Genomic DNA, 20442 nt, shown 5'->3' on the forward strand with positions numbered 1-20442 from the left:
ACGCAGGTCCGCAGGTCAGGTGACCGCCGGTGCCTCGGCTGGGACGACTGGCTTGCGGCGGAGTGGGCGGAGGACGCCCTGGGAGACGGCTACGCCGAGTAGGACGATCAGGCCGCCGACCGGTTGGTACCAGGTGAGGTGTTCGTGCAGGACGATGACGCCGACCAGGATCGAGAAGACCGGCATCAGGTACGTCACCATCGACGAGCGGCTGGCGCCGATCAGCCGGATGTTGCGCATGTTCAGGACGAACGCGAGACCGCTTCCGAGCGCACCCAGCGCGAGAACGCTCAGCACCACCTCGATCGACAGCGACCACGGCGCGGGCGGCGCCTGGCCGGTGACGATCGGCGCGACGACGGCCAGCTGAACAGTTGCGCACAGCAACAAGGTCGCGGACAGTGCCGTGCCGGACAACGTCGTACCGGCCAGGAATCGTTTCTGGTAAGGGATCGCGAGCCCGTAGAACATTGCCGCGAGCATGCACAGCGCCTGCCCGGTCAGGTCGGCACCGGCCTGCACCTGCCAGGCTCCGAGTACGACGAGCATGCCGGCGAACCCGATCAGCAGTCCGAGCCCGCGCTGCGCGGAGAACTTCTCGGTCCGGAAGATCAGCACCGCGATCGGCAGCACGATCAGCGGAGTGATCCCGTTCCAGATGCCGGCCAGCAGGGACGGGATGTGCTCCTCGCCGTACCCGAACAGCGTCCACGGGATCGCCGACCCGATCGCTCCGGCGACGAACGAGTGCGCCCAGATCCGCGGATCGCGCGGCAGCGCCTCGCGCTTCGCGACCAGGATCGCGAGCAGTACGACGGACCCCGCGATCACCCGCCCGAGGGCCAGGTAGAGCGGCGGCAGTTCGCGGACGCCGATCGAGATGAAGAGGAAGCTGCAGCCCCAGATGGCGGCCAGGGCCAGCATCACCGGAAGCCAGGCCCGCACCGGGGCCTTGTCAGGAGTCGTAACCGTGCTCACTCCTGACATCCTGCACTACCTCACCGACAACCTGGAGATTTTTGTCTGCATTCGGGCAAGAGGCGGTGAGTAATGGACAGCACATAGCGGTGGGTGTCAGGAGCGAGAGAGGATGACGCTCATGGGTGCCTTCGAGGTGGTGGCGGTTCGGAAGCAGTTCCCGGCGCTGGACGAGGGGGCGGCGCACTTCGACGGGCCGGGTGGTTCGCAGACCCCGCAGGTGGTCGCCGACGCGGTGGCGAGGACGATGACCTCGGCGCTGGCCAACCGCGGTCAGCTGACCGCCGCTGAGCGCCGTGCGGACGAGATCGTCGTCGGCGCCCGCGAGGCGATGGCCGAGCTGCTCGGCACGACCGCGCAGGGGATCGTGTTCGGCCGGAGCATGACTCAGCTGACGTACGACTTCTCCCGCACTCTTGCCAAGACCTGGTCTGCCGGTGACGAGGTGATCGTCACGCGTCTCGATCACGACGCGAACGTCCGCCCCTGGGTGCAGGCTGCCGAGGCTGCAGGTGCCACGATCAAGTGGCTCGGTTTCGACCCCGAGACCTCCGAGCTGGACGACCTCGCCCCACTGCTCACCGACCGCACTCGCCTGGTCGCGGTCACTGCCGCGTCCAACCTTCTCGGCACCCGCCCGGATACACAGAAGCTCGCCGATCAGGTCCACGCGGCCGGCGGCTTGATCTACGTCGACGGCGTCCACCTCACCGCGCACGCGCCGGTCGATGCCGGGTACGCCGACTTCTACGTCTGCTCGCCGTACAAGTTCTTCGGCCCGCACCTCGGTGTCCTGACTGCCGCGCCGGAGCTGCTCGAGACGCTCAGGCCCGACAAGCTCCTGCCGTCGTCGGACGTCGTACCGGAGCGGTTCGAGTTCGGCACGCTGCCGTACGAGCTGCTCGCCGGGACGACCGCGGCCGTCGACTTCCTCGCTAGCCTCGGCGGCGCCGGTGCCACCCGCCGCGAGCGACTCGTGAGCTCCCTCCAACTGGTCGAGGAGCACGAGGACAGCCTCAGAGATGACCTCGAGTCGCGCCTCGCGGCGATCCCCGAGATCACGCTCTACGGCCATGCGGCACGCCGTACGCCGACCCTGCTCTTCACCCTCGACGGTCACAGCCCGGCCGCCGTCTCTGAGCACCTCGCGAAGGCCGGAGTCAACGCTCCGGCGGGCTCGTTCTACGCCTACGAAGCGGCGCGCCACCTCGGTCTTGGCCCGGCCGGAGCGGTCCGCGCCGGCCTCGCGCCGTACACGGAGCAGTCGGACGTCGACCGGCTCGTGGCCGCCGTCACCGCCTTGACCACGGCGAGAGGGACTAACTAAAGTCTGTGGGGAAATTAATTCGCCCGAGGAGCCAGGTGAGAGAACCGAGTGCTGTTTTCGTCCAGGCAGACCCCTCGGACGGACTGACCAGCGCGGTCCGCTCCGGCCCGACCTGGTCGGCCGCCGGTGCTGAGGTCAGCTGGAATGACGGAGCCGTCGAGGTCACGGCGAACACGATCTGCCGCGTCGCCCTCCGCTGGACCGAGAAGCTTCCGGCCGGCGCACTGATCCTCGGTGATGCCTGGGAGCGTTCGTACGGCGACCTGCAGTGGCGTCACCAGGAACCCGAGCGCCTGCTGCCGTGGTACTTCCTGGTCCACGACCCGGAGACCCAAAGCACCACCGGCGCGGGCGTCGACGTGCAGCCGAGCGCGTTCTGTTCCTGGACAGTCGACGGCAACGGCTTCACCCTCTGGCTCGACCTGCGCAACGGCGGCGGTGCGGCACACTTGAACGGCCGGACGCTGACCGCCGCAACCGTGCGACGATTCGAAGACGCCGGCACACCCTGGCAGACCCTGAACGCAGCGGTCGCCACCATGAGCACCCGGCTACCGGCGCGACCTGAGCCCGCGCCGGTGGTCGGGGCCAACAACTGGTACTACGCGTACGGCGAGAACTTCGACGAGAAGGCAGTCCTCCAGGACGCGACCACGATCGTCGAGCTGGCGGACGGCCATCCAGTCAAACCGTTCAGCGTGGTCGACGACGGCTGGTACCCGGGCGGCATCGCCTCAGGTGGTCCCTGGGACCGCGGTACGCCGGGAGTCTTCGACGACCTCGCCGGTACGGCGGCCGCGATCAAGGAGATCGGGGCTCGGCCGGGGCTGTGGTTCCGCCCGCTGCTGGTCCGCGAGCCGGGTCGGTGGGCGTCGACGGCGCCTCATGACAAGCCGGGTCGCGCGCTCGATCCGTCGTACCCGGAGGTTCTCGACGGGGTCCGCGCGGATCTGGAGCGGTTCAAGGGCTGGGGTTTCGAGCTGGTCAAGCACGACTTCAGCACGTACGACGTGTTCGGCGCTTTCGGCCCCGCGATGGGGTCGCGGCTGACTCGCGACGGCTGGCAGTTCCACGATCCTTCGCGGACCACAGCCGAGATCATTCTGGCGTTCTACCGGGAGATCCGGGCCGCGGCGGATGGCGTCGTACTGATCGGCTGCAACACCGTCGGCCACCTCGCCGCGGGGCTTGTCGACGTACAGCGGACCGGTGACGACACGTCCGGACGGGACTGGGAGCGGACCCGGAAGATGGGCGTCAACACGCTCGCGTTCCGGCTGCCGCAGCACAACCGGTTCTTCACCGTGGACGCGGACTGCGTTCCCTGCACGCCGCAGACGCCGTGGGAGCTGAACGAGCGCTTCCTTGATCTGGTCGCCCGATCCGGTACGGCGCTGTTCCTGTCGATCGATCCGGCCGCGCGCACCGAGCGGACCGACCGGGCGCTGCGAAACGGTATACGGTTGGCGCTCAGTGGTGGTACGACGGCTGAGCTCGAGCCGACCGACTGGCTGGTGAACACCACGCCCACCTCCTGGCGCGCGGGCGACGAAGCCATCCACTACGACTGGTCTCGTCCGTGGGGTGCGGACCCGACCGCCAACTGACCTGGGGGCTGTGTGAGCGTACGGCGAGGCACCAATCTCGATCGTGTCGGCGGCTTCAACGACGCCGTCGTACTGGACGCGATCCGCCGCAGCGAACAACTCAGCCGCGTCGAGCTCGCCGAAGCCACCGGCCTTTCCGGCCAGGCCATCTCCAACATCGCCCGCCGCCTCCTCGACGCCGGACTGGTCCGGGAGGCAGGCAGGTTGCGCGGCGCCGGCCTCGGCAAACCGCGGACGTTACTCGAGCTCGAGCCCACTGGGCAGTACGCCGTCGGTGTGCACCTCGACCCGTCCGTCGTCACCGTCGTACTGCTCGACCTCACCGGCGAGGTGATCGCGCGGCGGCCGGTCGACCAGTACGCCGACGATCCCGACGTACTCATCGCTGGCATCGCGAAGACGATCGAGGAAGTCATCACGTCGTCCGGCGCACTGCGTGAGCGCGTCACCGGCGTCGGCATCGCCGCACCCGGCCCGATCGACGTCGACCGCGGTGTGGTCGTCGATCCGCCGAACCTGTCGGCCTGGCACTTGGTCCCGCTCCGCGACGAACTGCGGGAGCGGACCGGCCTCCCGGTCCTGCTGGACAAGGACGTCACGGCGGCCGCATCGGCGGAGAAGTGGGCCGGTCAGAGCGGCAGCTTCGTGTTCTTCTACCTCGGCACCGGGGTCGGCGCCGGACTGGTCATCGGCGACGAGGTGGTCCGCGGTTCGTCGAGCAACGTCGGCGAGATTGGTCACGTGATCGTCGATCCGGACGGCCCGGTCTGCTACTGCGGGCGGCGTGGTTGCGTTGGTGAGACGAGCCAGCCGCGATACCTGGTGCAGCAGGCGGTCCGGGCCGGAGTACTTGCCCAAGGCATCGATCTCGACGACCGGCCCGCGGTGGACGCAGCCTTCGCCAAGCTGTGCGCGCTGGCCGTGGACGGTGCCGGTGGCGCGCGGGAGATCGTCGCCGCGTTGGCCGGGCGGATCGCCAAGGTGGTCGAGGACATCGCCAACCTGCTCGACCTGGAGCGCGTGGTCTTCGGCGGTCCGCACTGGGAACACCTCGCTCCCGTCCTCGGCGACGCAGTACGCGATGCGCTGGACGGACGCTTCTTGCTCCGCGCGGTCCACCCGTTCGACGTCGCCGGTACGGCGCTCGGCGCGGACGTCGGCGCTATCGGCGCGGCCAGCCTGGTGCTCGACCAGACCTTCTCGCCCAACCCCTCCTTGTTGTTGCAAAGCAGTGCACTCGTCGGTGAAAGGTGACGTGTAGATGATCGACCCCGAGGTCCTTGCCCGCGCGGTTGCGGCTGTTGAGCGGGCCACCGGCGACGAGGTGATCGCGGAGATGTTCCGGCGCTCGATGGCCGGCAACCTACCCGCGGTCGCCGAACCGTTGCCGGACGGGACGACGTTCGTGCTCACCGGCGACATCCCGGCGATGTGGTTACGTGACTCCGCCGCACAGATGCGTCCGTACCTGCTGCTGTGCAAGGACGATCCGGGTCTGCAGGACTCGCTGATCGGGGTGCTGCACCGGCAGCTCGAGTACGTCGTGCTGGACCCGTACGCGAACGCCTTCAACAAGGAGGCGAACGGCGCCGGGCACACCACCGACGAGACCGACATGTCGGCGTGGGTGTGGGAGCGTAAGTACGAGATCGACTCGCTGTGTTTCCCGCTCGAACTGGCGTACCGGCTGTGGCGGATCACCGGCCGCGCGGACGTGATCGACAACCGGTTCCGGGCAGCCGCCGAGGCGATCGTCGAGCTGTGGACGGTGGAGCAGGATCACGAGGCAAGGTCACCGTACCGCTTCCAGCGGCTGCACGACCGGCCGTCGGACACGCTGGTCCGTGAAGGTCGTGGGCGGCTGACGCAGCCGACGGGGATGTCGTGGAGCGCGTTCCGGCCGAGTGACGACGCGACCGAGCTCGGGTTCAACGTGCCGGGCAACATGTTCGCGTCGGTGGTGCTCGGATACCTGCAGGAGATCGCGACCGAGGTACTACGGGACGAGCCGCTGGCCGATCGCGCGAAGACCTTGAAGGCGGACATCGACGAGGGCATCGCGCAGTACGGGACGATCGACCATCCTGTGCACGGCCGGGTGTACGCGTACGAGGTCGACGGGTTGGGGGAGTCGTTGGTGATGGACGACGCCAACATGCCTAGTTTGCTGTCGATCCCGCTGACTGGGTACGCCGCGCCCGACGACCCGACGTACCTCGCTACTCGGCAGTTGTTGTTGAGCCCGGAGAACCCCTACTACTACAGCGGTACGGTTGCGGCCGGCATCGGCAGTCCGCACACTCCGCCGCGTTATATCTGGCACATTGCGCTTGCTGTGCAGGGGATTTCGAGCACTTCGGCGGAGGAACGCCAACGCTTGCTGGAGCTCCTCCGCGACACCACCGGCGGCACCGGCCAGATGCACGAGGGCTTCAACGTCGACGACCCCTCGCAGTACACCCGAGAATGGTTCTCCTGGGCCAACGCCATGTTCTGCGAACTAGCCCTAGTCCACGCCGGCATCAAGAGTTAGAAAAGCGCGAAAAGCGGACACCGCTCCGCGGCGGCTGTCTTGTTGGCCGCCTTCGGCGGCGCGCGAACTGTTGGTTCGGGCAGCCGCATCTGGCGAAGCAGCTGCCCATCCGGTCGGACCGGTGAATTCGACACGCTTCGCGGCAGAGTCCGAGCGGACCATTAGATGCCGCGACGATTGCTCCCGCCCGGTGGCATGGAACGGCTGGCGCAGTGCAGGTCTGGCCTCACTGCACCGCGCCAGCCGGTATGGGGTCCCTGGCCGAGTCGTCCACAGGGGATAGGACGACTCGGACAAGGACGCTCGTGATGACCAGGTCGAGGCCGCTCGGCGCAAGAGATCAAGAGATTGCCTCGCCGACAAGGTTGGTCACGTCCTGGTCGATGATGACGATCCGTGCCTCGGTCGCAGCCTCGAAGTACTCGCGGATCCGGCCCGGAGACCCCAGGACCATGACGTGCAGCAGGCTCGGCAGGAGCACGACTTCGACCTGGTCTCGCACAACGGCCCGAAAGAACCGCTCGAAAGCCAGCGGCCGTCTAGCGTCGTCTTCCACGAAGGTTGCCGCGAGCTCCAACCCGGACGCTGCGGCGAAGGCATTCAAGCGCTCTTTGGTTCGGTTGACCTCGGAGGCGCACGGCAGCAGGTAGGCGCACAGGTACGCGTAGGCCAGTGGGTGATCGAACATTTGGCGGAGGTTCCCACGAGCGCAGTTGAGTGCACCCGTTGGCGTCCGAAGGTCATACCCCGATGTCACCCTCCGACCGTATGGATGGGAAGCAGGCCGGATCGATGAACTTGCGCCAACTTGCGCGCGTTCTGTGACAGGTAAGCCTCCCTAGGTCGACAGGTCAGCCAAGGCAGCCTTGATGAGGGTGCGGGCCGTAGAACCGTAGACGGCGAGCTTGGAGAGCGCGGCGAAAGTCTCGCCGTACATGGCGATTTCGCGCGGCTGGGTGATGGTCAGGAACCCGGAGACGAGCTCGACGTTGGCTTGGGCGTTGTCGAAGACGTAGAAGTCTTCGACAGGCCAGCGCGACGTCCGGTCGGCTGCGGTCGGGATCACGCCGAGACTGAGCGACGCCAGCTGCATCACGTCGAGGAGGTGTCGCAGTTGTCCGGTCAAGACCTCCGGGCCGCCGACTTGGTAGTGCAGGGCGGCTTCTTCCAGCACGAAAGCGAAGGTGTGTCCGCCCTCGACCAGGATGCGCTGGCGGTCTGTGCGTTCAGCCACGGTCGCGGCCACGTCGTCTACCTGGACGCGCCGGCGATCCCGCAGCGACGTGAGCACGGCGGTCGTGTAGTCGACGGTCTGCAACAGGCCCGGGATCATGCTCTGGCAGTAGGACCGGTACTGCCTGGTGCGGTCGTAGAGTTCCCGCACGGAGGCGTTGAGGTGGCGGAGCCCGGTTTGCTCGGCGCGCCGCCAATCCAGCCACATCGAGTCGACAGACCGGAGCTCGGCGATCAGCTCCGGAAGGACCTCGCGCGAGGAGCAAACCGCACACCAAATGCGGAGGTCGGATTCGGAAGGTTGCTGCTTGCCACGTTCGATCTTGGAGGTCTTGGCCTCATGCCAGCCGGCCGCGGTAGACAGCGCCCGCGCGGTCAGTCCCGCGTCGAGCCTGACCTCCCGCAGCCGGTCGGCAAGCGCCTGACGGGCGCTTTGTGCACTCGAGGATTGCGAAGCAGACATCCGGATTCGTAACGCCGAGAAGTAGGCCGGGGCTATAGCGCGATGGAGTAGTCGTCGTGGTCGATGCCACGTTCCCACACAGCCTCGAACGCCTGGAGGCAGAGCTTCACCACATCGGGGTCGGTGCTCACCTCGTTGCCGACGAACTGCCCGTCACCGGCGAAGAAGATGAACTGCAAGGTGCTTTCATCGAAGACCCAAACGTCATTGCCGGGAAGAGCAACCGCCGACAGTCGTGCGCGCGGCACCCAACGAATCGTCTCACCGGCCGCCACGTTGGCACGCGAGGTCACTGCGTGCTCGAAGGCGATGTAGTCAGACACCGGTTCGCTGATGACTCGAACCCGCTTCATCTGGATCCCACGCTCCGTCGCGCTTCGGGCGGTATCGGTCCAGCCGGCGTACTCGCGGACCGCCTGATCGAGGTCGCCCGCTTGCCAAGCCACATAGCCGGGATCATCGGTCATGTACTGGTCGCGAAACTCCAGCTTCAGCGCAGTCCGAGTACAGCTGGCGAGCAGTTCAGCGAACGACGGCTCCGGCACGGCAGGCCTCCACAATCATCTCCGCCATCCGGGCGGGCAGCTTCACAACGGACTCCGAGTCGGCTAGCCCGCTGTCCTGAGACAGCCTGACCAGTACCTCCGGGGCGATCACGGTCTCGCCCTGGAAGTAGAGATCTCCTGTCTCCTCGTCCCGGAAGACCGCCGGACAGTTGTTGCCCGGGCAGTTGGGATCCTTGCCGTAGAACTCTAACGCCATGATGACCTCCCGTATCGGGTAATGCGCGGACGGTGCTGGCCTATCATCAAGCGGACTACCGCCTGTAGCCAACCCTTGGGTGGGCCATCGCGCAAGTTTGAGCAAGTTGCTTGCCAGCCGATGGTTCGACTGCGGTCAAGTGATGTCCCGGCGGCGGGTGGTCCACACCGCCAGTGCGGTGAAGACCGCGCAGTAGCCGATCAGCGTCAGTAGGGCGCGGCCGCCGCTGACTGCGTCGCGTACTCCGGGTGGGGCGTCGGATGATGCCATGTCGGTGACGGTGAAGACTAGGGAGCCGGCGTTGCTGCCGGGGAGGGCGTTGGCTAGCCATTTGAGGCCTGGGAGGAGGCTGCTTACTACGCCGGCCAGGAGGGTCTCGATGCCTAGGATCCAGACGACGCCTAGGCCGATCGGTAGGGCGACGTTGCGGAAGGCAACGGCTAGTGCGGCGCCGGCGAGGCACCACATCATCAGGACCAGCCAGCCGCCGGCCAGCCCTTGGAGGAGGTTGCCGATGCTTGGCCACGCGGTCGAACCGTTCTCGGCGGCGGCGATGCCGACGCTGCAGAGTGCGCAGGCGGCGAAGATGCCGACGACCCAGAGCGCGACCGTTGTGGCGAGCGCGAGGAACTGGGCGCCGAGGATCGTGCCGCGCCCCGGCCGCTGGGTGAGAACGGTCTTGAGCGTTCCCCAGGTGTACTCGCCGCCGATCACGATCGCGCCCAGCACGAGTGCGAGCGCTCCGGCGAAGATCGGGTACCCGCCGATCGTGTTGTCGATAACGCGTTCCGGCAACATTCCGCGAAGGATCTCGGCCCGCGGTACGCCGTCGGTCTGCGGGTTGTCGTCGCCGGTCGCGTAGCCCAGGTACGGCAGCAGGTAGCCGAAGATCAGGCTCAGCACCAGGCCGGCGCCGAACAGCACCCAGACCGCGGACCGTTTCCGGAGCTTCAGCAGCTCCGCTCGGTAACTACCCAACATCAGCCTTCTCCTCGGTTGCGGTGAGCTCGAAGAAGACGTCCTCGAGAGCTCGTTCGGTACTGCGCAGTTCGGACACCGCGATCCCGGCCTCGACCAGGACCCGGTTCACCTCGGCGGCGCGATCCGGAGTCACCTTGACCCGGAGCGTGTCGTCGTACTGGTGCACGCTGCCGAACCGGGTCAGGATCGCCTGCGCCTGATCCTTCGGGTTGGCGCGGACGACCAGCTCCTGCTCGCCGCGCAGCTCGTCAACGTTGTGCTCGGCAACCATTCGGCCGGAGTTGATGATCCCGACGCGGTCGCAGATCTGCTGCACTTCGCCGAGCAGATGACTGGACAGCAGTACGGTCCGGCCGTCGGTGCCGAGCTCGCGGATCAGCCGGCGCATGTCGCGCATCCCGGCCGGGTCGAGGCCGTTGGTCGGCTCGTCGAGGATCACCAACTCCGGATCCTTCAGCAGCGCGGCCGCGACCCCGAGCCGCTGCTTCATCCCCAGGGAGTACGTCGAGAACCGGTCCTTGGCCCGATCGGCGAGGTCGACCAGCTCGAGTACTTCGTCGATCCGCTGCCGCGCCACCCCGGCGTACTCCGCCAACAGCCGAAGGTTGTCCAGCCCCGACAGGTACGGATAGAACGCCGGCGACTCGATCATCGACCCTGTCCGCCGCAGTACGTCGGCCTGCCCGGGCCTCCCGCCGAGCACGCGCACGGTTCCACTCGTCGGCGCAATCAGTCCGGTGAGAATCCGGAGCGTTGTCGTCTTGCCCGCGCCGTTCGGTCCGAGGAATCCGTACACCTCGCCCGGCAGCACTGTCAGATCGACACCATCGACCGCGAGGGTGTCGCCGTACCTCTTCGTCAGCCCGCTGACCTCAACTAGCGCATCCATACCTAGAGGGTGGCGGTCGAGGCCGGTCCGTCGCGTCGCCCAGCGGGAGTGACCGCACCTACCGCGGTGGGAGTAGCGAAACAACCTGTGAGCAGCAGGTCAGCCGAGCCAGCCGGGGCGGACGAGGCCGGTTTGGTAGGCGACTACTACCAGTTGGGCGCGGTCACGGACGCCGAGTTTGATCATGGCTCGGCTGACGTGGGTCTTCGCCGTTGCCGGGCTGAGGACCAGGCGTTCGGCGATCTCGTCGTTCGACAATCCCTCGCCGACCAACGCGACGATCTCCTTCTCGCGTTCCGTGAGTACGTCGAGTTCCTTGCTCGCATGTGGTTGCCGGCTGCGTGACGCGAACTCGGCGACCAGCCGCCGCGTGACGCCGGGGGAGAGGAGTGCATCACCTCGGGCGACGACCCGCACCGCCTGCAGCAGTTCGACCGGCTCGGTGTCCTTCACCAGGAAGCCGCTCGCGCCGACCCGGAGCGCCTCGAACACGTACTCGTCCAGGTCGAACGTCGTCAGGATCACCACGTGTACGTCGGCCAGCTCGGGGTCCGCGCCGATCTCGCGGGTTGCCTCCAGCCCGTCGGTACCAGGCATCCGGATGTCCATCAGCACCACGTCGGGCTTCTCGGCCCGCGCCAGCGCGACCGCCTCCGCGCCGTCCGACACCTCGCCGACCACCGTGATGTCGTCCTCGGCGTTCAGCAACGACCGGAACCCGGCCCGCACCAACGCCTGATCATCCGCCAGCAACACCCTGATCATGCGCTCACGCTAGAGCATCCGCGTACCGACGGACGGGTAGTAGTCGCCTCCGCTCCCACTTCTACGGCGTGGGCGCCTCGAGAAGCGCCACCACTACCCGTTCTTCGGTACGCCGCTCAGGCGAGGCCGGCGTCGTGGGCGAGGAGGGCTATCTGGGTGCGGTTGCCGAGCTCCAGCTTGGTGAGGATGTGGGAGATGTGTGCTTTGACCGTTGCGAGGCTCATGAAGAGCTCGGTGGCGATCTGGGCGTTCGCTTTACCTTGGGCGACGGCCAGCATCACGTCGTACTCACGGGGTGACAGCCGCTGGAGCTTGTCCTGCGCGATCGTGTGCGCGTCGGCCTGAGTCGCCGCCCGGTCCATCAGTCGGCGGGTGATCGCCGGCGACAGGATGGGGTCGCCGGCCGCGACCCGCCGTACGGCGTCGACGATCTGGGCCGGCGGCGTGTCCTTGAGCAGGAACCCGCTCGCCCCGGCGCGGAGTGCATGCAGCACGTTCTCATCGGTGTCGAAGGTCGTGAGTACGACGACCTCGGGCGGATTCGTCCGCGCCCGCAGCCGACGGGTCGCGACGATCCCGTCCACCCGCGGCATGCGCAGGTCCATCAGCACGATGTCGGGGAAATGCGCGTCGACCGCGGCAGGTACTTCGTCACCGTCGGCGGCCTGACCGACCACGGAGATCCCGTTCGCCCCGTCGAGCATCATCTCCAGGCTGGCCCGGACCAACGCGTCGTCGTCCACCACCAGCACACGAATGGTCGGCTCGCTCATACAGGCCACGGTAGCGAGGCCTCGAGCCGGAAGCCGCCACCGGGCACCTGCCCGTGGTCCAGCGTCCCGCCCGCCAACTGCACCCGCTCGGTCAGCCCCACCAGCCCGGTCCCGCTCCCCGGCGTCAACGACGTACCGTTCGACGCCGGATTGGTCAGCTCAATCCGCAGTCCGTCACCAGGCCGCCCGTCCACAGTCACCGTCACGGGACGCCCGGCGGCATGCTTCCGCGCGTTCGTCAGCCCTTCCTGCACCACCCGGTACGCCGTCCGCCCAGTTGCCGGGGGCAACGACGCCGGATCCGCGACGCGATCGTCGTACGCGACCGCCGTACCTGCCTCGCGCGATTCGTCGACCAGCGCCCGCAGATCACCGAACGTCGGCTGCGGCCGCCCGCCCGGCAGATCGTCGATCTCCGTGTCGCGCAGCACGCTGATCACCTCGCGCAGCTCATCGAGCGCCTGGTGTACGCCGGTACGGATCACGCCTGCCGCCTTCGCAAGCTTCTCCGGCGACGAATCCGGCCGGTACTCGAGCGCACCGGCATACGTCGCCAGCAGCGACAGACGATGAGCGAGTACGTCGTGCATCTCGCGGGCCATCTGGGTCCGCTCCAGGGTGCGCGCCTCGGCGACTCGGCGACCCTGCTCGGCCTCGGCCCGAGTCGCGCGCTCACGAAGCGACGCGAGCAACTGTTGACGAGCCTGCGTGCCCTGACCCCAACCGAGCAGAGCGGTATGCACAGCGACATCCAGTATGGCGAACCAGAGGAAAGGCAGCCCGTGGATCGGTTGCCAGAGGCCCTGGATCAGATGGCCGACTGTGCCGGCGAGCGCGACCAGGGCGGCCGTGCGGAACGGGCGGCGGAGCGCCACGGTCAGCGTGCCGACGGTGGACGGCGGCGTACCGGCGGGGGAGAGGGCGGCGAGCACGGCCAGTGCGATCGCGCCCGGCGCCGGGCGGCGGAACATGATCGGGAGAACCGCGACCGCGACGATGCCGACCGCCACGTCGAGCACCAGGAACTTCCGGTGCGACGGATCGGACAACCGCCCCACGATGGTCATTCCGGTCAGTACCGCGATCAATCCCATCGACACGGCGGTCACCCACCAGGGCGCCTTCCGCGCCATGCACGACTCCATGCCGCCGAGACTAGGTGGCCGCCCCGATCTCCACCACCGACCAAAGTCGAGGCCGCGCCGACTTCGGACCACCCTCGGGCAGCTTCCCGGCCGATGCCGCGAGTACCCGCGTTGCAGCACTGTGATGCCACCAAGCCACTGAAGGAGCCACAATGCCCAACTCGATCACCCCGATGCCCGCCGCAACCGACGCACCGGCATCAACCCGACGTACCGTCTCCGGTCGCAGCCGTCTCGCTGTCGTCGGCGTTGCCGCCGCCGCGGCGCTGGCCGACTGGGCGATCCTCAGCCCGCTCGCCGGCCTCACCCTCGAAGCTCGGCAGGGCGGGGTCCAGCACATCGGCGCGATCTCTGTCGTCGTCGCGACCCTCGTCGTCGCCTTCGCCGGCTGGGGACTGCTCGCGATCCTCGAACGTCGTACCCAGCGCCGCGTCGGCTGGGCGCGCGACACCTGGACCGTCGTCGCGACTATCGTCTGCGTCCTGTCGCTCGGCAGCCCGTTGACGAACGGAATCGGCCTCGGCGCCAAACTCGGTCTGGCGTCACTCCACCTGATCGTCGGCGCGACGGTCATCATCGGCCTCCGCCGCACCGCCCTCGCCGCCGAACGGTGCTAACTGGGCCGCTTGGTAGAACCCCCGGATGTGCGCGGTCACGAGGTCGGCCGCGCGCTCCGCTTCGCCGCCGCGCACCGCGGCCAGGATCGCCCGGTGCTCGGCGCGCAACCCCATCGCCGTCGCTTCCCAGTCGAGCAGATTGGGTACGGCGGCCAGCACGTACCCGTGGATCGCCGACCGCAACGACGCCATCACGGCAGCGATCAACACGTTCCCCGCAAGGCCGGACAGCGCGACGTGGAACTCCGCGTCGAGCAGATGAAACTCCTCCGGCGACAGACCGGCGTCGTCCATCCGGTCCAGCAATTCCGCCGCGACTTTCAGCTCGCCAGCCCCGAGATCCCGCTCGGCGGCCTCCCTCGCGGACCACGACTCCAGCAGCAGTCGAGTCTGTACGACGTCCGCCATCGGCAGATGATTGGTTGCCAGGTGCAACCGCAGTACGGCGGTCAGCGGGGAGACCGGCTCGGCCACGATCACCGCGCCCGCCTCCGGCCCGGACCCGGTCGCGGTCCGTACGACGCCCATCGCCTCCAGCACCCGGACCGCCTCCCGCACCGACGGCCGGCTGATCCCGAGCTGCTCGGCCAGCACCCGCTCCCCGGGCAGCCGCCCCCCGATCCGCAACCGCCCGGCCGCGAGGTCCGCCTCCACCTGATGCAGGACCAGCTCGTAGTTCTTCACGTGGACGACCCTACCTCTGTGGTCGGACCACAGGGTAGGGTGTGGTCCGACCACAGATTCAGCCGGGAGTTGTGATGACCGATCGCCAGATGCCCAAATGGTCCGAGTTGAAGCCGTTGCTGCGGCCGAAGCCGATCACGACCAACCCGACCGACCGGCGGCTGGAGAAGGCGCTGACGATCGCGGACCTGCGGTCGATCGCGAAACGGCGTACCCCTCGCTCGGTGTTCGACTACACCGACGGCGCCGCCGAGGCCGAGATCAGCCTGCGCCGCGCCCGTCGGCTGTTCGCCGAGATGGAGCTGCAGCCGTCGATCCTGCGCGACGTGTCCGACATCGACCTCGGTACGTCGATCCTCGGCGGCCGCTCCGAGCTGCCGTTCGCGTTCGCCCCGACCGGTTTCACCCGGATGATGAACCACGAGGGTGAGAGCGCGGTGGTGAAGGTCGCCGAACAGATCGGCATCCCGTATGCCTTGTCCACGATGGGCACCACCTCGATCGAGGACGTCGCGGCTGCTGCTCCGAACGCGCGGAAGTGGTTCCAGCTGTACGTCTGGAAGGACCGCGACTCCGGCGAGGATCTGGTGAAGCGCTCGGCCGCTGCCGGGTTCGAGGCGCTCATGCTGACCGTCGACGTACCCGTTGCCGGTGCTCGCCTTCGCGATGTCCGCAACGGCTTCACGATCCCGCCGTCGCTGACGGTGAAGACCGTGCTGGACGCGTCAATGCATCCGGCCTGGTGGGCGAATCTGCTCACCACCCGGCCGCTGACGTTCGCCTCGCTGTCCACCTGGGACGGCACCGTCGCCGAGCTCCTCGACAAGCTCTTCGACCCGACCATGACGATCGACGACCTCAACTGGCTGCGCTCGATCTGGGACGGCCCGTTGATCGTCAAGGGCATCCAGACCGTCGAGGACGCCCGCCGCGTGGTCGATGCCGGCGCGGACGCGGTTGTGTTGTCCAACCACGGCGGGCGTCAGCTGGACCGCGCTCCGACGCCGCTGCGCATCCTGCCGGACGTTCGCAAGGCGGTCGGCAGCGACGCCGAGGTCTACCTCGACACCGGCATCATGTCCGGCGCGGACATCGTCGCGGCGATCGCGCTCGGCGCTGATGCCTGCCTGGTCGGCCGTGCGTACCTGTATGGCCTGATGGCCGGTGGTCAGCGCGGTGTCGCCCGCGCCGCCGAGATCCTGACGAAGGAGGTACGGCGGACGATGGCGCTACTCGGTGTCTCGAGCGTGGCCGAGTTGAACCCGTCGCACGTCCGCCTGCCTTAGGGTCTGCAGTCATGGAACAGGTATTGAGCCGGCCGGAAGCGTCGGACGCGGTCTCCGACGCTGGGTGGCGCTTCTTGCTGGGCACTTTTCGAACGTCGATCCCGGTCGGGTCGTTGGCTCGTGCGATCGGCTTGGCAGCGGACGCTGTCGCGGCGTGCGGCGACGACGCCGACGGACACCTTCGGGTCGATGCCCGCGCCGATCGGGTCGTCTTCACCCTGCAGTCGTTGGAGCACGCGGCGGTCACCACCCTGGACGTCGAACTCGCGCTTCGGATCTCTGCCACCGCGGACAGTTCTGGGTTTCTGACCGAGCCCGAAATCGGAACCGGGGCACCGCGATCCGTCCAGATGCTGGAGATCGCGATCGATGCTCTGGACATTGCTGGGATTCGGCCGTTCTGGAGGGCGGTGCTGGGCTACACCGGTGAGGCGGGTGCCGAGGGACCGAAGGATCCGCTCGTCGATCCGGTCGAGCAAGGTCCGGCCGTCTGGTTCCAGCAGATGGATGAGCCGCGCCCGCAGCGCAATCGCATCCACTTCGACATCTGTGTTCCGCATGACGAGGCACAACGGCGCGTCGAAGCTGCACTGGAGGCTGGGGGCCGACTTGTGTCCGCGACGCGTGCGCCCGCCTTCTGGGTCCTTGCCGACCAGGAGGGGAACGAGGCCTGCGTGACCACTTGGCAGGGCCGAGACTGATCTTTACAGCGGCAGAGTCGCCGTGATGCGCAGACCGCCGGTGGGTGTGCGGTTGGCGGTCAGCGTGCCGCCGAGTGCGGTCGCTCGCTCCCGCATGCCGGAGATGCCGTTGCCTTCCGTCGGCGTACCGGTGAGCGACTGGCCGTCGTCGTCGACCTGCAGTACCAGCGCCTGTTCGCCGTACTGGATCCGGACCGTCGCCGACGTCGCCTTCGCATGACGTACGACGTTGGTCAGCGACTCCTGGATGATGCGGAACGCGGCGCGGTCGAGGCTGGTCGGTAGTGCACGCGGGTCGCCGTGGACGATCTTGTGCACCTCCAGGCCGGCCCGGGAGGTGCGGCTGACCAGGTGGTCCAAGTGGTCGAGTCCAGCGACCGGTTGCCGGGGCGCAGACTCGTCGGACTGCCGCATGACGCCGACGATCGACCTGAGCTCCACCAGGGCTTCCTTGCTGGCGTCCTTGATCGCCGAGAGCGCCGGAGCAGCCTGCTCTGGTTGCCGGTCGACCAGGTGGAGGGCAGTGGACGCTTGCACGTTGATCAGCGAGATGTGGTGCGCGACGACGTCGTGGAGCTCCTGTGCGATCCGGAGGCGCTCTTCACCGGCTCGGCGGAGCTCCTCCTCTTTCCGGGTCCGCGCTGCCGCGTTGACCCGGTCGCGGTGCGCGCGGAACAGTTCGGCGAGAAAACCGAGGACGACGAAGCACGTGCCGACCAGAAGGGTCTGGTACAGGCCGAACTCGTGCAGGCCGAGCACCATCCGTCCGCCGACATGCCCGACGTACAGCACAGCCAGCGCCGACCAGCCGGGAATCCGGTAGCCGAGCCGGATCGCGGTGAACACGGCGATGACGAACGCGAAGATCATCGGGCCGTAGGCGTACTCCATCAGCACGTAGACGAGCGTCGACACGACCGTTGCCCACAGCACGGGGATCGGCCGGGTCCGGAGCCAATACAGCGACAGCGATCCGATCAGGATCAGCACCACCATGAACCAGTCCGGATGCCGGGCCTCCGGCTCACCGTGGACCGCCGCGCCGATCGACCCGACCACCGCGATGATCGAGACGACGACAGGCAGGCCGATCCGCCGCGCCCAGTACCCGAAGGTCGGTGCGGTGATCGGCTCAGTCGTGCTCACAGTAAGCAACCGTAGAGTGCGGCCGGGCAGGTGTCATCGTCGCCACGGAGTACTTCGGCCTGCGCCCGTGGCAGTAGGTCAGTACTTGACCTGGTAGATCTTCTCCTCGTAGATCGGGCCGTAGTACTCCTCGAGCGTCGCGAGGTCCTCGCCTTGGCGCTCCAGCGCCTGCGAGATCCGCGCCCGGCTCGGCACCGCGTCCGGCTCCCAGGTCTCCGGCTTCCACAGCTTCGAGCGCAGGAACGACTTCGAGCAGTGGTGGAAGATCTGTTCGATCTCGACCAGCACGGCCAGCTGCGGACGGTTGCCCCGGACGATCATCTCGTCGAAGAACGGCGCTTCCTTGATGATCCGGGCCCGGCCGTTGATCCGGAGCGTGTCAGTGCGGCCGGGGATGAAGTAGATCAGCCCGACGTGCGGGTTGCTGATCAGGTTGGTGAATCCGTCGACCCGGCGGTTGCCGGCCCGGTCCGGGATCGCGATCGTCGACGGGTCCAGGACCTTGGTGAACCCGGCCGGGTCTCCCTTGGGCGAGACGTCGCAGGTGCCGTCGGCTCCGGAAGTGGCGATCAGGCAGAACGGCGACGCGCCGAGCCACTCGATGTCCAGGTCGTGGAGCTCCTTGCGCTCCTTGCTCGCAGCGGCTGCCAGTGGCGGCGGGACGAGCTCACGCAGCTCGTCGTACGTCGTGATCTCGACCAGTCCGGGAATCTCCATCAGGCGGCGTTCTCCTCTACCAGCGACGGCGTGGCTTCCACGTCGACGGCCCTCGTCCGCGCAGCCCATCGTACGGCGGGACCAGCTGCGCAACTGGTCCCCAGGAAGAGGACGCCGACCAGGATCCAGCCGATCGGACCCCAGCCGAGGATGACCGTGGTGAGCAAGGCCGGACCGAGCATCCTGGCCACTGCGGGGCCGGTGCCGAAGAAGCCTTGGTACTGACCCTGCTTGTCGGCGGGTGCGAGTCCGAAGCTGATCTCCCAGGCGCCGGACGCGAGCTTCATCTCGCCGACCGTGAGCAGCGCGGCCGCGATTACCAGGACGAGCGCAGCGATCGCCGGGCTCAGGTTGGCGGCAGTTGTGGCGAATACGGCGCAGGCGGCCAGCATCGCAATTCCGGCGTACCGGACGGAGCGGGTCGCGGTGCGGAGATCCTTGACCCGCTTGGCGATGTGGACCTGGAAGAACGCGACGCCGAGCGTGTTGACGATCATCAGCGAGGCCACGGCCCAGCTCGGTGCGTTGGTCCGGGTGACGATCCAGAGCGGGCCGACCAGGCTGATCAGCGGCATGAAGAGCAGCATGATCGAGTTGATCAGCGCGAGTACGGCGTACGGGCGGTCATGCAGTACGGCGAGCCGCGGTTCACCCTTGCTGCGAACCGTTACCGCGATCGATGGGACCCGACGGATCAGAGCGGCGGCGATCAGGAAGCTGAGTGCGTCGATGGCAAAGACGGTGAGGTACGCCGCTTTGGTGTCGAAGCGGAGCGCGATCCCGCCGAGCAGCGCGCCGACCGCGAGACCGGCGTTCACCGTGGACTGGAGGAAGGCCCGGATCCGGGTCCGCTCGGCCGGCTGTACGAGGCCCGCGAGGAGCGCCTGCCGGGCCGCGGTCAGTCCGGTCTGACTGCAGGCGTAGACGATTGCGGCAATCAGGAAGGCGGCGAAGCCTCGGACGAACAGGAACGAACCGACCGCGGTCGCTGTGGTCAGCGCGAGTACGACCCCGACGCCCCTCGCGCCTCGACGGTCCGCGAGGTTGCCCAGCGGGACGCCGGCGAGGAATCCGAGCAGCCAGGCGACCGTCAGCCCGAGCCCGACTTCGGCGGTCGAGAGGCCGACCACCCTGGTGAAGAACAATGCGGAGGTGACGACGAACGCGCCGTCGCCGACCGAGTTGGCCAACTGCGCCATCGCCAGGTCCCGCGGCGCTCCGGCCGGGGGAAGCATCTGTCCAAGTCTGCGGCTCATGACTTGAGCCTAGGATCTCGGCGGCCCAGCGGGCAGGTCCATTCGCGGGGTTAGATGTTGGGCCACTTTGGTCTGTGGACAACTCGGATCCGGGGCCGGAACCGCTGCACTTTATAGGCATGAGCTTCGACAATCTGACTCCTGCCTGGACCGACCAACCACTGACCAACCCCGGCGTCGCGGCCGATGTCGTCGACCTCGTGCTGAGCCTCGGCGACCGCCAACGCGGCACGTTCGCCGTGGTGCTCTGCGACCCGGATGATCACTACCGAGCCACCGTACTGATCGACCTCCCGTCGGAGTTCGACCACCTCAGCCCCGTCGTGGACGCCGCAGAGGTCTGCACCACGGCCCTGAAACCGATCATCGCCGCCGTCGACACCGCACCCGACACCGGCGTCATCCTCGCCCTAGGCCGCCCGGGCCACGCCAACTTGCCCGACCTAGACGCCGAATGGACCAAGGCAGCCACCACCATCTGCACCACAGCCAACATCCGCCTCCTCGGCTTCTACATAGCCACCAAGGAAGGCGTCCACCACCCCAACTCCCTAGCCGCAGCCTGACCCCCGCGCCCCC

22 protein-coding genes are annotated in these 20442 nt (G+C 67.8%); 8 read left to right on the forward strand and 14 right to left on the reverse strand.

Annotated features, from left to right (window positions below):
- Window positions 1-15 precede the first annotated feature (15 nt).
- Window positions 16-978 (reverse strand): DMT family transporter, encoded by a 963-nt coding sequence (locus EV650_RS02205; RefSeq protein ID WP_202874315.1) that lies wholly within the window; start codon window positions 976-978, stop codon window positions 16-18.
- 121 nt (window positions 979-1099) lie between these two features.
- On the opposite strand from EV650_RS02205, the gene EV650_RS02210 reads away from it, so the two are divergent.
- The 4 genes from EV650_RS02210 to EV650_RS02225 are packed head-to-tail and all read left to right on the forward strand — an operon-like array spanning window position 1100 to window position 6445.
- Window positions 1100-2305 (forward strand): cysteine desulfurase-like protein, encoded by a 1206-nt coding sequence (locus tag EV650_RS02210; protein WP_134114796.1) that lies wholly within the window; start codon window positions 1100-1102, stop codon window positions 2303-2305.
- 35 nt (window positions 2306-2340) lie between these two features.
- Window positions 2341-3912, forward strand: coding sequence for an alpha-amylase family protein (locus EV650_RS02215; RefSeq protein ID WP_134114798.1), 1572 nt, complete (start codon window positions 2341-2343; stop codon window positions 3910-3912).
- A 12-nt stretch (window positions 3913-3924) separates the two neighbouring features.
- Complete coding sequence (locus EV650_RS02220; protein WP_134114800.1) at window positions 3925-5166, forward strand: ROK family transcriptional regulator; 1242 nt, start codon at window positions 3925-3927, stop codon at window positions 5164-5166.
- A gap of 7 nt (window positions 5167-5173) precedes the next feature.
- Window positions 5174-6445 carry a glycoside hydrolase family 125 protein gene (locus EV650_RS02225; RefSeq protein ID WP_134114802.1) on the forward strand — a complete coding sequence of 424 codons (1272 nt, stop codon included), beginning with the start codon at window positions 5174-5176 and terminating at the stop codon, window positions 6443-6445.
- A gap of 340 nt (window positions 6446-6785) precedes the next feature.
- On the opposite strand, the gene EV650_RS02230 is transcribed toward EV650_RS02225, so the two are convergent.
- From EV650_RS02230 to EV650_RS02270, 9 genes are all read right to left on the reverse strand, one after another.
- The gene (locus tag EV650_RS02230) at window positions 6786-7133 is read right to left on the reverse strand and encodes a hypothetical protein (RefSeq protein WP_134114804.1); all 348 of its coding nucleotides are present in this window, start codon (window positions 7131-7133) and stop codon (window positions 6786-6788) included.
- 150 nt (window positions 7134-7283) lie between these two features.
- On the reverse strand, window positions 7284-8141 hold the full coding sequence (locus EV650_RS02235; RefSeq protein WP_134114806.1) for a helix-turn-helix domain-containing protein: 858 nt from the start codon (window positions 8139-8141) through the stop codon (window positions 7284-7286).
- Window positions 8142-8173: 32 nt separating this feature from the next.
- Complete coding sequence (locus EV650_RS02240) at window positions 8174-8686, reverse strand: DUF6879 family protein (protein WP_134114808.1); 513 nt, start codon at window positions 8684-8686, stop codon at window positions 8174-8176.
- Window positions 8664-8903: a hypothetical protein gene (locus EV650_RS02245; RefSeq protein ID WP_134114810.1), complete on the reverse strand. Its 240-nt coding sequence runs from the start codon at window positions 8901-8903 to the stop codon at window positions 8664-8666. Before EV650_RS02245 ends, EV650_RS02240 begins: the two co-directional genes overlap by 23 nt.
- A 135-nt stretch (window positions 8904-9038) precedes the next feature.
- Window positions 9039-9884 carry a DUF2705 family protein gene (locus EV650_RS02250; RefSeq protein ID WP_134114812.1) on the reverse strand — a complete coding sequence of 282 codons (846 nt, stop codon included), beginning with the start codon at window positions 9882-9884 and terminating at the stop codon, window positions 9039-9041.
- On the reverse strand, window positions 9874-10773 hold the full coding sequence (locus EV650_RS02255) for an ABC transporter ATP-binding protein (RefSeq protein ID WP_134114814.1): 900 nt from the start codon (window positions 10771-10773) through the stop codon (window positions 9874-9876). The genes EV650_RS02250 and EV650_RS02255 overlap by 11 nt, the downstream gene beginning before the upstream one ends.
- Before the next feature lie 99 nt (window positions 10774-10872).
- Window positions 10873-11538 (reverse strand): response regulator, encoded by a 666-nt coding sequence (locus EV650_RS02260; protein WP_134114816.1) that lies wholly within the window; start codon window positions 11536-11538, stop codon window positions 10873-10875.
- Window positions 11539-11654: 116 nt separating this feature from the next.
- Window positions 11655-12311, reverse strand: a complete 657-nt coding sequence (locus EV650_RS02265; RefSeq protein WP_134114818.1) for a response regulator — start codon at window positions 12309-12311, stop codon at window positions 11655-11657.
- Complete coding sequence (locus tag EV650_RS02270) at window positions 12308-13444, reverse strand: sensor histidine kinase (RefSeq protein ID WP_238173979.1); 1137 nt, start codon at window positions 13442-13444, stop codon at window positions 12308-12310. The genes EV650_RS02265 and EV650_RS02270 overlap by 4 nt, the downstream gene beginning before the upstream one ends.
- Before the next feature lie 164 nt (window positions 13445-13608).
- Here EV650_RS02270 and EV650_RS02275 point away from each other — a divergent pair, with 164 nt between their 5' ends.
- Window positions 13609-14073, forward strand: coding sequence for a DUF6069 family protein (locus tag EV650_RS02275; RefSeq protein ID WP_202874316.1), 465 nt, complete (start codon window positions 13609-13611; stop codon window positions 14071-14073).
- Here EV650_RS02275 and EV650_RS02280 read toward each other — a convergent pair.
- Entirely contained in the window at window positions 13999-14757 is a 759-nt protein-coding gene (locus tag EV650_RS02280) for a FadR/GntR family transcriptional regulator (RefSeq protein ID WP_134114822.1), read from the reverse strand. The two genes, EV650_RS02275 and EV650_RS02280, sit on opposite strands and share 75 nt — an antisense overlap.
- A gap of 74 nt (window positions 14758-14831) precedes the next feature.
- Between EV650_RS02280 and EV650_RS02285 the strand changes: the two genes are divergently transcribed.
- Window positions 14832-16043 carry an alpha-hydroxy acid oxidase gene (locus tag EV650_RS02285; RefSeq protein WP_134114824.1) on the forward strand — a complete coding sequence of 404 codons (1212 nt, stop codon included), beginning with the start codon at window positions 14832-14834 and terminating at the stop codon, window positions 16041-16043.
- An 11-nt stretch (window positions 16044-16054) separates the two neighbouring features.
- Window positions 16055-16744, forward strand: a complete 690-nt coding sequence (locus EV650_RS02290; protein WP_134114826.1) for a 4a-hydroxytetrahydrobiopterin dehydratase family protein — start codon at window positions 16055-16057, stop codon at window positions 16742-16744.
- Window positions 16745-16747: 3 nt separating this feature from the next.
- Here the strand turns inward: EV650_RS02290 and EV650_RS02295 are convergent, their stop codons facing one another.
- The 3 genes from EV650_RS02295 to EV650_RS02305 form a co-directional block, all read right to left on the reverse strand.
- Window positions 16748-17890, reverse strand: a complete 1143-nt coding sequence (locus tag EV650_RS02295) for a sensor histidine kinase (protein ID WP_238173980.1) — start codon at window positions 17888-17890, stop codon at window positions 16748-16750.
- 78 nt (window positions 17891-17968) lie between these two features.
- Window positions 17969-18607 carry a pyridoxamine 5'-phosphate oxidase family protein gene (locus tag EV650_RS02300; protein ID WP_134114828.1) on the reverse strand — a complete coding sequence of 213 codons (639 nt, stop codon included), beginning with the start codon at window positions 18605-18607 and terminating at the stop codon, window positions 17969-17971.
- Window positions 18607-19863: an MFS transporter gene (locus EV650_RS02305; protein WP_134114830.1), complete on the reverse strand. Its 1257-nt coding sequence runs from the start codon at window positions 19861-19863 to the stop codon at window positions 18607-18609. The genes EV650_RS02300 and EV650_RS02305 overlap by 1 nt, the downstream gene beginning before the upstream one ends.
- A gap of 119 nt (window positions 19864-19982) precedes the next feature.
- Here EV650_RS02305 and EV650_RS02310 point away from each other — a divergent pair, with 119 nt between their 5' ends.
- A complete protein-coding gene (locus EV650_RS02310; protein WP_134114832.1) occupies window positions 19983-20429 on the forward strand; it encodes a putative glycoside hydrolase in 447 nt (148 codons plus the stop codon).
- Window positions 20430-20442: the final 13 nt, after the last annotated feature.

Origin of the sequence: Kribbella kalugense (assembly GCF_004365875.1) — a bacterium.
Taxonomy (GTDB): domain Bacteria; phylum Actinomycetota; class Actinomycetes; order Propionibacteriales; family Kribbellaceae; genus Kribbella; species Kribbella kalugense.